Below are 14,550 nucleotides of genomic sequence, written 5' to 3'. Positions count from 1 at the left end.
GCCCTCGCGTGCGCGTGAGGGCCCGAGCCACTGCTGGTGCTGCTGGTTGGTGTGGGTGATCAGGACGTAAGCGCGGTGAGGCGCGCGAGACGCTGGGCAACCATGTCCGCGCCCATGCGCAGGGTTCCGGCGATGACGGGAAGCACGTCCCGGTCCGTGATCTGCCAGTCGTAGCCGTAGTCGTCCCCGAGCGGATTGTGGAGGCTGATCAGGGGGATTTGTCTATAAACGTGTCTAAAACGGTGCCGCGTACGGAGCCGGATCTTGACGTGTTTTGGACAGGTTGGTGATCGGCTCATGAAGAGCTGATCGCCGCCGCCAGTGTAGCGGGTGGCGTGCTCGTCGTACGGGGGATGTGGCTCGCTGGGGATCTTGCCCTGTGTGCTGGGGTGACCGGTACGGGGTGACCTGCTGGGGTAGTCAGGAGCGGATCGCGTTGAGTGCTCGCGTGATGGAGTTGCTCATCCAGGCGTAGCCGATGTAGATCAGCAGGGCTCCGCGGGCGCCGTATGCAGGGACTCTCTCATGTGGGTATGCCTGGTCGAAGCGGGAGTGGATGGACTCGCTGTCCTGGCGGAAGCCCTTGAGCCGGCGGGCGGCAGGGGTGCCGGGGGGCACCTGGCGGAGGTGCTCGGTGCGGTTGAAGCGCCGCCTTTTCGTCTTCGGGTCGATCTGCCGGTCTTCGTCGGTCTCGTCGACGCGGATCCGGAGTGTGTGGCTGTTCTCGGGGCAGGGGATGGTGATGCGGTGGTAGAAGCGGGTGCTCTTCCCCTCGCGGCACTCGAGTTCCTCGACGGACAGAGGGGTGTAGTGCGTCTTGCCGTCGTCGGTGATGTGGCGCTTGCAGACTCTGCCTTCGGCGACGTAGAGGTCGTGGGAGCACGTGCAGTCCTTGCCCTTGTAGCGCAGGAGGGACTGGGGTGCGAGTCCGTCGTGTTGCGGCGTGAAGACGACGAGGCCTTCGGCGATCAGAGGTGCGCGGTGCTTGCCGCGTAGGGCGACATCGTAGGTGACGGCCTTTGTGCCGCGGGCGCGCTTGAGGATGCGCTTGACCATCGCGACCAGCGCGATGCCTTCCGATTCACGCTCGGGGTCTTCCTCCACCGACTTGTGCCGGATGGATTCGATGGCGAGGATCACGCGGCTGTGAGGTGTGTTGGCTAGGCGTACGGCGGTGGACAGGAACTTGTTGCCGTAGACCAGCTTGTCGCCGCCTTCGATGCAGACGCCGGCGTCGGGGTCCACGCGGTGGCGGCGGATCTCGCCGGTCTTCTTGTCGACTGCTGTGGGTTCGGAGTGGCTGGAGGGGGGTCTGGCGACGGTGGCGTCACCGTGGATGACCTGCTGACGCTCGGGACGGACGCGGCTTGTCCGCTTGGTGGTCTCGCAAAGCATTCCCTGGGCCAGGGCCTGCTCGACCCACAGTTCGCCGCTGATGTCACGGATCCTTTCGAGAGCTGGCTTGAGATGACGGCGGAAGTAGTGGTTCCAGTTGCTGCGGGTAGGACCGGTCGGCCGGAGGGCGTCGGCGGCATCGTCACCGACATGGGTGCGGATCGCCGTGCGGACGCGATTCCACCAGTCCTCGTAATGGAAGTAGGCGGCGGTGCCGCGTGCGGAGCCGAAGATGGAGATCGAGCACAGGTAGATCAGGTAGACAACGGGCGGGTAGTGGGGGCGCCTGCCGACGGGAGCTGGGGCGGGCAGGGTGCTGGCCGCGGTGTAGAGGTCCGGGTTGTTGATGAGGTAGGCGAAGCGAAGGTCGATGATCAGGTGCGGGGCTTGGGGCCCGTGGGGTTCCCGCGGTTCGCTCTTTGCACCGAAGACGTCGTCTGGGAGGTCTCCGTAGCTGTACGGCCGGGGTTTCTCGGCGGTCTTGCGGACGGACTTCTTGCTGCCGGAGGTCTTCTTGCGCCTCGCGGGGGCGGCGGCTTTCGGCGGTGTCATCGGGGCGCCTTCCCGGTGTTCCAGGCCAGTCCGGCGAGGGCTGCGGCGTTGTCGAGGGAGGACAGGCCGAGTCGGCGGGCGACTTCGGAGATCTGGCCGGTCTCACGGAGGATCTGGCGGGCGACGTAGCGGGTGATGTCGCGGGGTTCGACCTTGCGGGTGGTGGTGGCAAGGCCGGAGCGGCGGGCGATCTCGTTGAAGCCGGCGCCGACGCTGGCCTGGGCCGTGTACGGGGTGGAGGAGTCGTTGGTGACGAGGCGGTGCTGGCGGGGGCGGTGCTCGGCCAGGTAGTCGGCGCGCAGGCGTAGGGCGTGGGCGGCCTAGGGGCTGAGCGGGCAGGTCCTGGGGGTGGTGTGGGTGGCGCCCTCGGTGGTCACAGCGGCTTGGTGGAGGTCCAGGTCGCCGGTGGTGGCCCGGGCTGTTTCGGCGCTGGTCAGTCCGGACAGCAGCAGGGCCAGCAGGGCTGCGTGCCGGGTTGCGGGCATGCCGCGTTCGGAGTGGAACTGGAGCGTCTCGATCTCCGCGTCGGTCAGTTCGGCGCCGGTGCTGCGGGGCGCCCGCGGGATGGGCGGGGAGTCGAGCAGGGGCGCGGCCTGCGTCATTCCGAGGGCCCGGGCGTGCACGAAGAGGGAGGCGAGGGCGGAGCGGCGCTGCCTGCGGGTGCTGTTTTCCGGGACGAGGGTGATGTTGTTGCGGCGGTCGCGACCGGGAGCTCCGATGAAGCACTCGGTCAGCTGTCCGGAGACGTCATCCATCCGGTGGATGCCGTGGGCGTGGGCGAAGCGGTCGAACCGTTCACTGATCTGGATGTAGAGGTCGACTGTCTCGATGGCCATGTCGCCGTCGGCGGCCTGCTGGAGCCACTGCCGGCTGACGTGCAGTAGGGCCTGGCGGATGGTGGTCCTAGGCATGCCGGGCCACCCCCGCAGGGGGGCCGAAGTAGGCCCTGACACGGGCGCAGGCGTGGTCGGTCGCGCTACGGTGGGTGTTCCTCGCTTTGGGTGAGGGCATGCCGAAGCCCCCTTCCTGCACGGCCGTGCCGCGCGGGTCGTCGGGTGGAGGTGGAGTCCGGCAGCGCCGTCCCGGCCAAGGAATCGGGCGCTGCCGGACTGTCTTTCGCGTTCCGGGGGTTCTAGGTCACGCGAGGGCCCCGGAGCTTGGCGGTGAGGGCCGTGATGGCCGTCAGGTGGCTGTGGAGTTCGAGGACCTCCGTCGGGGTGAGCCGGGTCAGGTCTGCGAGCAGGAGCGGCGGCAGCAGCAGGGACAGAAGATCGTGTTCTCGGCCCGTTGCCCGAGGCACCGGGTCCGCCTGGTCGCCGCGGGGCTCGGGGCGCGGATGCGGCACTTGGCCCTGAGGCTGTTCGGGGCCGTCTTGTCGGCCGGGGCTGTCTTCGTGTGCGGAGCCGGAGGGCCCCTCGCCCACGGCATCCGCAGGTTCCTCGCCCTGGCCGGGCCCGTCTTGACCGCCGGCCTGTGGCTCCTGTGTCTGCGAGGCAGAGGCGTCGTGGGTGTCTGGGGGTGGGGTGTCCGTGTGGCTGGCGCCCTCGAACCAGTGCAGTTCGCCGGATGCCTCCACGGTGACGAGGCCGACAGCGACCATCAGGTCAAGCAGGACGTGGGCCTGCTTGATGCGCTCGGGCTCGGCATGGGCGGCCACCATGAGCTTGGCCACCAGACCTTCGCGTGAGACCGGGCCGGAGCGGCAGCGTTCCCTGACGGTCCGCGCGAACCACTGCCCCTTCCACTTGTTCCGCAGTGCCGCGAGTCCTTCGGCCTCACCCTGCTCGACAGTTCTTGAGTGGCTCTCAAGGATCGTCTCGAGATCCCGTTCCGCCGAAAGGCGGGGCGGGATCTCGGCGTTTGTGGGGTGTGTTCGAGGCGATGTCCGAACTCGGGCGGGGCCTCGAGACGCTGTCTGGCAGAGGATCGGCCTGGGGTTCGGGGTGGTTCGGGTGCGTGAGGGGCGTCGGAGCCGCCGCTGGGCGTGCTTGAGCTCGTCGTGTGGTGCCGGGGCGTCAGGCGCTCGTGTGGACTATCGGTGGCGGCTGGGGCGGGGAGAGCCCGTTCGCGGTGACGGGGGCTGGAGCTGCTTCCGTGAGCTCCGCGATCACATCGACAAGATTCCCGTTGGCTGCGGTGCCGGTGGTCTGGTCCCAGCTGAAGAGCATCTGCAGGTTGGCGCTGCAGACCATCAGGGCGAGGAGGATGGTCTGCGCGACGCGGCCATGAGCGAGCCGCTTGCTCGGGTCGGCGATGTTGATGCCGTGGCTCTTGAGTCTCCCGTTCGCCCCTTCGATGTTCGCCCGTTCGGGCCGGTAGGCGTCCTGCCAGCTGGGGTGGAGGTAGTGCCGGTCCTGGCGGAACTTGTCGCGCTTGCCGAGGTCGCCGGGCCGGACCGTGATCGTCGGCTTCCGGCAGATCCGCGGCAGTTCCTTCTCGGGCATGGCCCGCAGGCGCTCCGACTGAGGGATTGGGACGGTCGGCTTGGCCGCGGAGTGTGCGGCGGTGGCCCGCCGGTTGGTGAGGTCCACGATGGCGGGCCGCGGTGCGGGAATCTGGTGGACCTGGTTGAAGCGGGGGCAGGCCACTGCGGGCGACGGTCCGCTGGCCGGGCACTGGAGCCGGATCGCGCCACGCTCGTCCGCGGACTCCTTGAGGCGCAGGTAGTACGGCTCGCGGGCGGCGATCTGCTCACGGAGCAGAGTGTCGTCGTCGATGCCGCGTACGGCCTTGTCGCTGAGGTCGAAAGTCGCCTGGGCGAGGGCGGTGGGCATGGCAGGGCAGGCGAGGGAACCGTCGACGAGCAGAGCGCCTTCGTGGGTGCCCTGGATGCCCCGGTTCTCTCGCTTGTAGTCGAGGACCAGCTGGAAGCCGAGGCGTCTTGCGGGCTGGGCGAAGTGTTTGGAGACCTGGTCGGTGTAGGCGCGGTCGGACGCCAGGATCCCGGTGGGGAAGCCGAACGGGGCCAGAGCGGTCAGAGCGTGGATCGCGTTCGGGCCAATCCGCTTGCCGGGGCTGTCCAGGACAAGGCCGAGCACGAGCTGCGGGTGCTGACTGACGCGCTTGCCGGCTTGTGGGTGGCTAGCTGGGTGCCTGCGGCTGGCGGCGACCAGGAGCGTCGCGGAGTGCCCGAAGATCCCTTCGTCGGAGCCGCCGCAGTGGTGCCAGCCGGCGGTGATCTCGACGGACGCGAGACCACGATGCTCGCTGGGCTCGTGATGCCAGGCGGGGACCGGGGTGGTGTCGACGCCGATATCGCCCTGCCAGCCCTTGAACAGGCCCCGGCGGTGAGCGAGGCGGACGGTGATCAGGACCAGGCGGTCGCTGATCTCCTGCAGCAGGGCCCGGCGGCGCACCCGTTCGGCATCCGTGTCCTCCCAGGCCGAGCCCACGACCATGGCCTCGTCAGCGGGCAGCCGACGGCGCCGGTCGCAGCGGAAGGGGTCCAGAGCGGTGGTCAGCCGGTCGAAGGACCGGTAGACGCCCTGCCTTCACCCAGCCGGCATCGGGGCCTCGCGGCACTGGAAGCCCCAGCCAAACGTAGGGCGAGCCGCAACAAGATCGCAGAGGGTGACCGCAGATGCTCCCAAACGACCGCCCTCGCCCGCCTCGGGTCCGCACCCCTGCGCTGAAAGACCACTCCTGCCCGCCCCGTAGGCTCACCCCATGCCGATCGAGGACAGCCCGCAGAACACCGTCAAGCACTGGCAGGACTGCACGGACGTGTACGACTTCCTCGAGCAGATCCGCCTCCGCCCCGGCATGTGGCTGCCGGGTCACTCACTGCGTCATCTGGAAGCGCTCCTCACCGGCTACCGCGTCGCACTGGGCGTGCACGCGATCGACGAACCCTTCGATTTCTGGCCCGAAGAGCGATTCACGCAATGGCTCCACGAGAGCCGCGGGACATCCAGCTCACTCAGCTGGGCTGCCGAGATCGAACGCACCACACCTGCGGACTCCAACCCGGTCGAGGAGTTCTTCCGACTGCTGGACGACTACCGCCGCCACGCCGCCTCGAAGCCGACGCCGAGCACGTCGAAGGCTGGCTTCCCCGGCATCGAATACATGGGCAACACGTTCGTCACCCTCTTCTGGCGCCAGCGTCTCCTCAACCAGGCTGTGCACCGTCTCGAAGACCGTGACTTCCGCATCGTCCGGCTGACAGCGGGCCAATGGACCACGGAGCAGGACATGCACCGCGCCATCGCCGCCGCCCTGCACTTCCCCGACTACTACGGCCACAACCTTGACGCGCTCAACGACTGCCTCGGCGACGTGGCCTGCTACGGCGGCTACGACGACTCAGCGGAAGGCGCGGGACTGGTCCTCGCCTTCACCGACTACGACCGATTCGCACGTGCCTGCCCCAGGGCCGCGCAAGTCGTACTTGACATCATCGCCGACCGAGCCCGACAGGCGGCCGTACTTCAGCGCCGGCTGATCTGCCTGGTCCACAGCAACGACCCCGACATTCAATTCGACCCGGTCGGTGCCATGCCCGTCATGTGGAACAGCGACGAATGGCTGGACGCCAACCGCCGAGGCTAAGCGGGCAATCGCGAGCATGTCAGAGCCCACGGCTAGCATCCGCCCGTGACCCCTGAGCTGCTGTCGAACATTGCTGTCCCCCTCCCACCTGGACGGTTGATCACGTCCGATGAAGGCGACGGAGGCGTCCAAGCCCTGTGGCTGAGCGACGGCGCAGCATCCGCGGAGTTGTGGAAGCGGATCCGCGACGAGCATCCCCGCTCAGGGGTGTGGCCCCTGCTTCTCGACTCGCGCGACCCCGAGGACAGCGACTTCCGGCCCTGGGGCGCCGGCGAGCTCTTCCCCGAGCAGATGTCATCACCCGGCGATCACTACCCGGCCGATCTGCTTGCGAAGTGGTGGGCGACATACACCGCGGTCGACGAGGACGACGACATGCTGTCGCCCGACAAGCGGCTGGCCATCACGGCCCCCTTCGGTCAGACCTGGCCGGGCCTCGCGCCCGGCCGTGAAGACACGGTGGATCGCAGCCGGCTTGCCGCTGAGTACGCAGAACACTTCGCCCTGAGGCGGCCGCAGTCACGCCTGGGCTTGGACGCCGCACCTTCCGGCGCCGAGGCCCTTACCCTCGTCGGCTGGGACGGCCCCGCCAACTGGGACAACGACACCGCCACGTTCTCCGCCGTGGTGACCGACTGGGAACGACGCTTCGGCGCATGCGTGGTCGCCGTTGGTTCCGACACCCTCCACCTGAGCATCGCCACGCCCCCGACCAGCAGGGAAGACGCCCTGCACATCGCGGCCGAACACTTCGCCTTCTGCCCTGACAACATCTGGCAGGGCCCTCGGCCCCAGACCCTGGCGGCGTACGCCGAGCGACTCATCGACACGCACTGCTGGGAATTCTGGTGGGACTGACCCTGACCCTGTCGGGAAACGATCACTCTGGAGCCGGGAAGCGATCTTCAAGGCGTCGCATTGGCTCAGGTCAGAGGCACTCGTGAACAGCCCCCTGCTGGAAGGCGCGGGCGACGTGCCGGCCCTTCTCGCTGGGCAGGTATGACGCCCGACGGTGTCCCTTGACGAGCAGCCCGCTATTCAATGCGAAGACCGGAACCAGCCCGCAGGTCTTGGCGGCGATTCCTGTCCTCTCCGCCAGCTCCGTCGCCCCCACGGGGTCGACGGCCGAGCACGCCGCCACGATGGTCAGCAGATGCTGGTCCGCCCGCAGTTTCGGCGAGGGCAGCAGCCGCTCCTCAGGCCCCAGCCGGGCGCGGCCGGTGGCCAGCAATGCTCCGGTCTGTTGCGTCGACACAGTAGACACCACACCTTTCAAGAAGACCCGGGCAAGGACACCATGGGTTGCTATTCTGATAGCAAGCCATGGTGGAGCGGGGTGCGCAAGTCGGCATCCCGTCCGTCACACTGGTCGCATGCCCGGAGGAACGAGACGTGGAAAGAAGCCGCGCGACTACACCGTGGCCGGCGAATGGCCGTACGCGGTGATGGACAGCGTCCGGCAGGCGCAGGTCGGGCAGGCCGTCGCTCGGGCGCTGGCGGAGGTGATGGAACGGCGCGGGATGTCGGCCAATGCGCTGGCCACGGCCTCCGGCGTCAACCGGCAGGTCATCTCCAACGTCCTCGCCGGAACGGTCTGGCCCGACATGTTTACGCTCGTGAGCCTCGAGGAGGCCCTCGGCGAGATGCTCTGGCCGCGTCACACCGAATGGCCGACGGGCGGCGATGGGGCCCGCCACCAGTCGATTCCCTCGCACCGCGGCAGCAGCGAGGGTTAGCCGCCGCCCGACCGCTGCCGCTTGGTAATATCTGATGTTGTGTCCGTTGCATAGGGGGCGACCTCCCGATCGGGCGAAAAGCAGGCCGAACTGCCCCTCTGCCGGACAAGGCCCGGTAGCGTGGGGGTGCGGCCCAGAGTCGTAAGACCGCCCCCGCGCGTGCTGCGCTGGCCTTGGAACCTTGCTTGCGCGCGGGAGGCGGTCGCTCAAAAGGAGGCGCCTCTAGGCGGCCTCCGCTGTCGAGGCCGCGACGAAGTGGCAGCGCCGTGGGATGGCATCTGCGTACTTCTTCACCACGAACTGCCTCTTGGCCAGGTAGTCCATCAGAGTCCGGGCGCGGTTGTGTGCCTTCTCGCTGGCCTCGGCCTCCGGCCCTTCCAACTGCACCGCGAGCAGCCTCGGGGTCCAGTGCTGGCTTGGCTGGCTGTTGATGATCTGGAGAGCCTGCATCGCGCGCGGACCGAGCTTCGAGGCGCCGTCTGCCCGCTCATCGGCCGGGGCCGCATCTCCGCTCTCCTCGGCTGGCGGGCCGCCTGCCGCCCCCGCAGGGCCGGTGGCATCATCCGGGCCACTGCCGGCGTCGTCCTGCCCCTCGGTGTCGGCCGCGTCCGTGTACCGCGGGCTCCCAATGCGCTGCCCGCTGCGAAGTGCGGCCCCGGCCTGCGCTGCCGCGCGGAGCATCTCCTGGACACGTAGCGCCTCTCTGATCAGGTAGCCGCCCGGCAGGAGGACGTGTACGTACTCGCACGCGCTGTCGCCGGATGTCTGGTGCACGACCCCTCGACGAGTCAGTGCTGCCGACAGGGCTTCGTGGCTGGTACCCACCGGGAGCGATGTCTCTCCTGCGGGAGCCGGGGTGACGGCCTGTAGGAAGACGACGAGGGCGTCGGTTGCTGCGGCGTTCATGGTCTTGTTGTTCCTCTCGCTGTGCGGGACCTTCGTGGTTCCCTGTGGCGAGGAGAAGCTGGGGGACGTGGACCCAAGGGGCGCAAGCGACCGTCGGCTCGCGGCACTGCGGCGTTGGTCTCGCTCCCTGGCCGGCGGTCGTGTGGCGGCCGCCGGTCCTCTGCCCTGTCCGTAACTCCCCTGGATTTCCTGTCGTGCGCGCGTCCAACTGACGGTGGGACGCGCGCACGTGGACGGGCCTCGTGCAGGCTTCAGGCGTTGAAGCCGAGAGATCGTGTGTACTCGTAGGCACCCCAGTCGGAGCCGATAGCGTCGCGCAGCTGGTCGATCCAGGCGTCGTCGAGCGCCTGCTCACTGCCTTTTTCCCAGTCGCCTTCCGACCAGGCGGCCACGATCTCGTCCCACCGCCTGATCTTGACCTTCCGCACGCTCTTGTCTCGGCGACGGTGGCGCTGGGTAACGTTGCTGTCGTCGGCAGGGTGGATTTCGATGATGGTTCCGCCGTCGGCGTTGAGTCGCTGCAGGAGGTAGCGGGCAACGTTGTGACGCCTCATCTGGCGGTAGATCCCGTCGATCTTGGCCAGGTTTTCGGGTCGCGGCACCTGGGTGCCTTCGATCCACTTCCTGATCGTGGTCGGTGAGGGCTTGAGGCCCTCTTGGATCATGGTCTGATGGGCGTGCCGGGAGCGTGTCATGTAGCGAACGCGAGCAGCGAGGCCGCGGTGCGTCGTCACGGGTGACGCAACGCCGCCGGCCAGAACGTCGAGGACCTCGGCGGCGGCAAGGCTGCTGCGTTGGCCGGTGGCTCCGTAGTGGCCGAAGTCGAGGTGGTGGTCGGGCACGGTCAGGCCTCCGGGGAGATGATGATCTCGCTGCTGCTCTTGCGCTTCACTTCCGTGACCCCTCGGCCTTCGTCGAAGACCGACCGCCAGTCGCCGATCACGTGGAGCTCGTCGGTTCCACTGACCCTAACGACGTGGAGTCCGGCCGTGTGGGCCTTGAGGGCCTTGCCGTACAGGTTGGAGAAGGCCTGGCTGCGGATGGCGTGCACCCAGTCGGGTCGCACGAGGCTGTGGTTGGCGCTCGAGGTGCCAGCCGTGGAAACGAACTTGGAGTAGACGGACTTGACGTAGTTCTCGGTCAGGTCATCCCCCTCTTGGATGGCCTGGGCGCGGACCTCCGTAAGGGCTGTGCGGAAGTACTCAAGCAGGTGCTCGGTGCTCCCGCTGGTCCAGGACTCGTGGATCTCCGGGGGCACGCAGAGGCTGCCGTACTTGGGTGTGGAGAGGCGGTTGAGGAGCCTGAGCGTGGGTTCCATGATCCACAGCGGTCCCGGTTCATCACGGGAGCCGATGGGGTTGGGGAGGTGATCGTGACGCCACTCGCCCGGGGTGACGAGGTGCGCACCGGAGCGCTTGAGGGCCTGGGTGTCGATGTGGCCCGTCGTGTGTTCCGGTTCTCCCAGAGGGAGATGGGTCTTGAGGGCGCTGAGGTAGGCGCCGTTCATGTCGAGTTCGCCGACCAGGTGCGTGCCGGGGGCGAGTGGCAGGCTCTCGCATGAGCGGCGCCAGTTCGGACGTGCTTCCCAGACCTGGTTGGGCTTGGACTTGCTGGGCTTCTTGTAGATGTGGTCAGGCAGGGGCGGATAGGCGATGACGTCGTAGCGTCCCTGGGCGCGGCTGATGTCGATCAGCTCCATGGCGTGGGGGATCGCCTTCTTCTCCAGGTACGCAGCGGCCTCCTCCACATCGCCACCGGCGGACTGCAGCGCGTTCTGGACATTGCGGCGGAGGAAGGCCACGCACTTGGCGTGGGTTTCCGCTCGGGGCTGGCGCGGTCGAGGCTTCTGCCGCTCCGCTTGGTGCTGGCGGGGGGAGGCTGCCGCTGCGGCCGGGAGGTGCGGCGCGGAAGTGCTGGTGACGGAGGCGGGCTCAGGCGTCTGTGCTGCCGCTGCGGTCGCCGCTGCTCCTTGGACAGCTTCACGTGCCTGCGCGCAGGCGTCGGCGGAGACGTGTTGCGGGAAGCCCTCCAGGGCGGTGGTGGCAGGAAGGCCGCACAGCACACAGAGGGCGGGAGTCGCCAGTGTGGTGACGTCGCTCGGCAGGTCATTGTCAGGGGCGGCTGGAGGCGCCGGTGCGGCCGCGACCGGTTCCGCGGGCGCAGCATCGACTTCAGTCGGTCCGGAGGCGGCGGCGAAGGTCTCCGCGAGGAGGGGCAGGCCGTGGCGGCGAGCGAACGCGGCGCAGGCCACGTCGGCGCCTGCGTACAGCTCCAGCGGGTCGATGCCGAAGTGGGCGGCGACTCGGTCGGCCTCGTCGAACTGCCAAGGAGTCGATGCCTGGCGTCGGCTCACGGCGTAGTTGGGCATGCCGATGGCCTTGGCCAGCACGATCTGTGTCTGGCGGGAGAGCGCGAGGAGCGCGTCGATGGACGCACGGGTCTTCGTGAGGGTGCTCTGCGACATGTCGCAACCATATCCAGGAAGTTGCACTGAATGCAATTCCATTGCATTCAGTGCAACCATGGGGCGGTGTCGCAATGTTCGACCGGCGCTCGCCTCCTACCGCACGCTGGCCCTTCAACATAGCCGTGGGGTGTTCCCGGCCGGTCCGCCGTGGCCACCGGCTTGGTGATGTTGATTCTGCTGCTGCCGCGTACCGGCCTGTGCCTGTTGCGGCCGGGGAACGCGTGCCGTCGCCTGTCCGATGAGTTGGACGATCTCGGCCAGGCGGTCCGGATCGATGTCGACGAGTGCGCTGCGGCGGTAGTCGGGATCTGCCTGCGCCAGGACGCGGTTCACGGCGAGGAGGGTGCGGGTCCCGGGAGCAGCCGCCTCGATCGTGCGCGTGCGCATCAGCTGGGGCTCTGCTGCCTCTTGTGCCCATTGCTGGACGGCACGGGCGCGGGCCGCGGCGGTTGCCGCGGCAGCTAGAACGCCTTGCTGCTCCAGCGCGAGAAGGCGCTCCTGCGCGGCGATGGCGTCGGATTGGCCGCGCACTGGGACGAGTGGTGTCAGCTCTGTGAGGAGGGGCTGCACTCTCGTCACGCTGTCGTACAGCTGCGCCGCCTGTTGAGCGGACGTCGGCATCCAGTCGTAGTCGTCGCCTGCGACTCGAGCCGCAATGAGGTCCAAGACGTCGGCGGCGCGCGCAGCTGCACCGGGCAGTTCGGGCCCGCAGGCAGCGAGACGGTTCCAGTCTTCAACCAGTACCGCGTCCGGTGCGTGATCGTAGGGGATGAGGAGGTCGGCGCGGTTGAACGCCGCGCTGACCTGCAATGCCTGTTCAGGGATCTCGTTGGCTGCCCGCAGTGAGATCCGGGCCTGCCGCGCTACTTCGGCAATCACCTGCTGCGAGGGAAGAACGTCGGTTGCAGTGGCGATCAGCATCCCCCACGCCCGGCCCGCCTGCTGAGCGCTATCGAGGGCGCGGGGGTCGTGATCGCGCGGCATGTGTCGGACTAGCCATGTCGCCTGTGCGTGGACGAGCTCCTGCAGCCGGCTGGCGGAGGGCGCGAGCAGGTCGTCGAAGGCCGCCTGGCGGTGTGCCTCGGTCAGCAGGTTGCCAGGAGCGATCGGTCCGGCCGGACGCGGGATGTCCTGGGGGGTGTTGGTGGTGTCGTGGTTGAACCAGTCGATGGCGTGCTGAACGGGGTCCTCGGGGGCCTCCGCCGAGGCGGCTCCGCCGCGCGTCGACTCATCGGATGCCATGGCTGGCTCCTGGGCCGGCGTGGACTGCGCTCATCAGATGTTCGCCTGGTGCCCGGCGTATCGGGAGGGGTTCGGGACGGACTGCTCGTGGTGACGGAGGGCCTCGTTGGTTGCCTGCTGGAGCTGGGTGCGGGTCTGGTCGATGAGCTGGCGTGGGCGGGTGGCCGGGTTCTGCGCGGCGGCTTCCATCGCGGTGCTCGCGTCGCGCGCTGTTCGGCGCACGGTCATGGCCACCAGGTGGCCCGCTGCCTGCTCTGCAGGTGGGACACGCATCGTGCGCGCCGCCAGGCCGATGTTCTGCACCTCGGAGTGGCTGAGCTCGGGTGCTCCGTCCTGGCGGGCCAGGCGTTGGGCTTGGTTGGCCAGTACCCAGGAGTCCACGGCTGTATCGGGGGGAAGGGAGCGAAGGGCCTTGAACAGGTAGGCGTGCTCGGGCTGGGTGAAGTCCTGGGGTGCCAGGGCGGACGTGGGGCCACCGGTCCGCAGCTGGCTTGGATCCTGCATCAGGGAGATCAGGACGCGGCGTTCGGAGTCGCGGGAGGTGTAGCTGGCCCAGTCGTCGGGTGCGGGAGTCGCGATGACGTCGGGGGTGGGTGTGCCAGGAGCTTCTGCGGGATCCGGCGCGGCGTCGAGCCGTTCGGCGAGCTGGTTGAGGGAGTACTGGCGGGTGGACAGCTCCATGGCGATCTGTCCGAGTGGTGTGTCGGACAGCCCGCTGCGGCGGACCTCGCCTGCGAGTTCCTGAACTGTGGCGGGGATGCTGGGCTCGAGGATGAAGCGGAGTGCGTACTGGTCGGCGTGGTCCTGGTTGGGGCAGAAGTCGGCGCGGGTCGCGCGGGCGAGGTACTGGGCGATGGCCTGGTTCGTGCTGTTCTGCAGCCGTTCCTGGGCTTGGGGGTCTGCGGTCGAGCGGTGGTAGTCGTTGTAGGAGAGGCGCCGGTAGATGTGCTCGATCATCGCCTGCGCCCGCTGGTCGGGGGTCAGGCTGGGGTCGGTGGCGGCGGGCAGTGCGATGGCGGGGTCGGGTCCGGTTACCAGGGCGTCCCAGATCTCGGCGGTGGCGGGGTCGCCGAAGTCCTGGGGCTGGAGCCAGTACGGGGAGGCGTCCGGGGAGGAAGGGTCGTAGCGGAACTTCGCGGCCCGGGCGGGGTCGTTGAGGATCGCGCCGATGACGGCGACTTCCTTCTCCCTGGCGGATGCGTCGTCGGCGCGGCCGCGGGCGAGGGTGAAGGGCACCCCGTCGGTGGTGCTGGGGTGCTGGGCTGCGCGGACGGTCACGTAGGCGTCGTGCCGCGCACTGTCAGGGGTGGCTGGCCATGCGGTGCTGGCCAGGTCACGCAGAGCGCCGTGCATCCCGGCCCAGTATTCAGAGCTGGCGAGCCTTTCGCGGGCGTGGGGCATGCCGGCCGCGGCCATCTGCTGGTAATTCGCATGGAGCTGGGCGACGATCGCGTCAGCGGTGACGTGTGCTGGGTCCGCGCCGGGGTAGGCCTGCAGCCTCTGGTCGATGGCGTCGAGGCCGCCTCTGAGTAGCGTCTCGTAGATTTCGCCGACCCACGGTGTGCGGAAGTGGTCGGTGCGGAGCCAGTACTGCGGCGGCGAGCTGGTCCAGTCGACGAGTTGGCGAGAGGCCACGGACCGATCCCGCAGCATGCTGCTGATCACGTTGAGCTCATGCTGAGGCACGCCGTAGCGTTCGTT

Annotated in this window: 13 protein-coding genes; 3 read left to right on the top strand and 10 right to left on the bottom strand. The window is 68.5% G+C overall.

Annotation, left to right across the window (positions count from 1 at the left end; all coding sequences use genetic code 11):
- Nucleotides 1–420: 420 nt before the first annotated feature.
- The 4 genes from ACFWP3_RS19325 to ACFWP3_RS19310 all read right to left on the bottom strand — a co-directional run bounded on the left by ACFWP3_RS19325 (nt 421) and on the right by ACFWP3_RS19310 (nt 5,345).
- Nucleotides 421–1,947 carry a hypothetical protein gene (locus tag ACFWP3_RS19325; protein WP_384222399.1) on the bottom strand — a complete coding sequence of 509 codons (1,527 nt, stop codon included), beginning with the start codon at nt 1,945–1,947 and terminating at the stop codon, nt 421–423.
- Nucleotides 1,948–2,267: 320 nt separating this feature from the next.
- Entirely contained in the window at nt 2,268–2,858 is a 591-nt protein-coding gene (locus ACFWP3_RS19320) for a hypothetical protein (protein WP_384222397.1), read from the bottom strand.
- A 221-nt stretch (nt 2,859–3,079) separates the two neighbouring features.
- Nucleotides 3,080–3,619, bottom strand: coding sequence for a hypothetical protein (locus tag ACFWP3_RS19315; RefSeq protein WP_384222394.1), 540 nt, complete (start codon nt 3,617–3,619; stop codon nt 3,080–3,082).
- A 343-nt stretch (nt 3,620–3,962) separates the two neighbouring features.
- On the bottom strand, nt 3,963–5,345 hold the full coding sequence (locus ACFWP3_RS19310) for a hypothetical protein (protein WP_384222392.1): 1,383 nt from the start codon (nt 5,343–5,345) through the stop codon (nt 3,963–3,965).
- A gap of 268 nt (nt 5,346–5,613) precedes the next feature.
- Here ACFWP3_RS19310 and ACFWP3_RS19305 point away from each other — a divergent pair, with 268 nt between their 5' ends.
- Together ACFWP3_RS19305 and ACFWP3_RS19300 are read left to right on the top strand one after the other, a co-directional pair.
- Complete coding sequence (locus tag ACFWP3_RS19305) at nt 5,614–6,498, top strand: barstar family protein (RefSeq protein ID WP_384222390.1); 885 nt, start codon at nt 5,614–5,616, stop codon at nt 6,496–6,498.
- A 45-nt stretch (nt 6,499–6,543) separates the two neighbouring features.
- Nucleotides 6,544–7,356, top strand: a complete 813-nt coding sequence (locus ACFWP3_RS19300; protein WP_384222387.1) for a DUF4253 domain-containing protein — start codon at nt 6,544–6,546, stop codon at nt 7,354–7,356.
- Between the two features lie 70 nt (nt 7,357–7,426).
- Here ACFWP3_RS19300 and ACFWP3_RS19295 read toward each other — a convergent pair whose 3' ends face one another.
- A complete protein-coding gene (locus ACFWP3_RS19295; protein ID WP_384222386.1) occupies nt 7,427–7,753 on the bottom strand; it encodes a hypothetical protein in 327 nt (108 codons plus the stop codon).
- A gap of 118 nt (nt 7,754–7,871) precedes the next feature.
- On the opposite strand from ACFWP3_RS19295, the gene ACFWP3_RS19290 reads away from it, so the two are divergent.
- The gene (locus tag ACFWP3_RS19290) at nt 7,872–8,234 is read left to right on the top strand and encodes a helix-turn-helix domain-containing protein (RefSeq protein WP_384222383.1); all 363 of its coding nucleotides are present in this window, start codon (nt 7,872–7,874) and stop codon (nt 8,232–8,234) included.
- Between the two features lie 222 nt (nt 8,235–8,456).
- Here ACFWP3_RS19290 and ACFWP3_RS19285 read toward each other — a convergent pair whose 3' ends face one another.
- The 5 genes from ACFWP3_RS19285 to ACFWP3_RS19265 all read right to left on the bottom strand — a co-directional run bounded on the left by ACFWP3_RS19285 (nt 8,457) and on the right by ACFWP3_RS19265 (nt 14,484).
- The gene (locus ACFWP3_RS19285; RefSeq protein WP_384222381.1) at nt 8,457–9,140 is read right to left on the bottom strand and encodes a hypothetical protein; all 684 of its coding nucleotides are present in this window, start codon (nt 9,138–9,140) and stop codon (nt 8,457–8,459) included.
- Between the two features lie 251 nt (nt 9,141–9,391).
- Nucleotides 9,392–9,982, bottom strand: a complete 591-nt coding sequence (locus tag ACFWP3_RS19280) for a transcriptional regulator (RefSeq protein WP_384222379.1) — start codon at nt 9,980–9,982, stop codon at nt 9,392–9,394.
- 2 nt (nt 9,983–9,984) lie between these two features.
- Complete coding sequence (locus tag ACFWP3_RS19275) at nt 9,985–11,604, bottom strand: hypothetical protein (protein ID WP_384222377.1); 1,620 nt, start codon at nt 11,602–11,604, stop codon at nt 9,985–9,987.
- Between the two features lie 114 nt (nt 11,605–11,718).
- On the bottom strand, nt 11,719–12,849 hold the full coding sequence (locus tag ACFWP3_RS19270; RefSeq protein WP_384222375.1) for a hypothetical protein: 1,131 nt from the start codon (nt 12,847–12,849) through the stop codon (nt 11,719–11,721).
- A gap of 33 nt (nt 12,850–12,882) precedes the next feature.
- Nucleotides 12,883–14,484, bottom strand: coding sequence for a hypothetical protein (locus ACFWP3_RS19265; RefSeq protein WP_384222373.1), 1,602 nt, complete (start codon nt 14,482–14,484; stop codon nt 12,883–12,885).
- Nucleotides 14,485–14,550: the final 66 nt, after the last annotated feature.

Origin of the sequence: Streptomyces sp. NPDC058525 (genome assembly GCF_042719495.1) — a bacterium.
GTDB lineage: Bacteria > Actinomycetota > Actinomycetes > Streptomycetales > Streptomycetaceae > Streptomyces.
Note: the sequence above shows the minus strand (reverse complement) of the source record. Positions and strands in the feature narration are given on the sequence as shown.

Bases quoted from the DNA above. Each gene is read 5' to 3' on its own strand.
- ACFWP3_RS19275 (WP_384222377.1), bottom strand. From the start codon at position 11,604: ATGTCGCAGAGCACCCTCACGAAGACCCGTGCGTCCATCGACGCGCTC.
- ACFWP3_RS19325 (WP_384222399.1), bottom strand. From the start codon at position 1,947: ATGACACCGCCGAAAGCCGCCGCCCCCGCGAGGCGCAAGAAGACCTCC.
- ACFWP3_RS19285 (WP_384222381.1), bottom strand. From the start codon at position 9,140: ATGAACGCCGCAGCAACCGACGCCCTCGTCGTCTTCCTACAGGCCGTC.
- ACFWP3_RS19310 (WP_384222392.1), bottom strand. From the start codon at position 5,345: ATGGTCGTGGGCTCGGCCTGGGAGGACACGGATGCCGAACGGGTGCGC.
- ACFWP3_RS19290 (WP_384222383.1), top strand. From the start codon at position 7,872: ATGCCCGGAGGAACGAGACGTGGAAAGAAGCCGCGCGACTACACCGTG.
- ACFWP3_RS19320 (WP_384222397.1), bottom strand. From the start codon at position 2,858: ATGCCTAGGACCACCATCCGCCAGGCCCTACTGCACGTCAGCCGGCAG.
- ACFWP3_RS19305 (WP_384222390.1), top strand. From the start codon at position 5,614: ATGCCGATCGAGGACAGCCCGCAGAACACCGTCAAGCACTGGCAGGAC.
- ACFWP3_RS19270 (WP_384222375.1), bottom strand. From the start codon at position 12,849: ATGGCATCCGATGAGTCGACGCGCGGCGGAGCCGCCTCGGCGGAGGCC.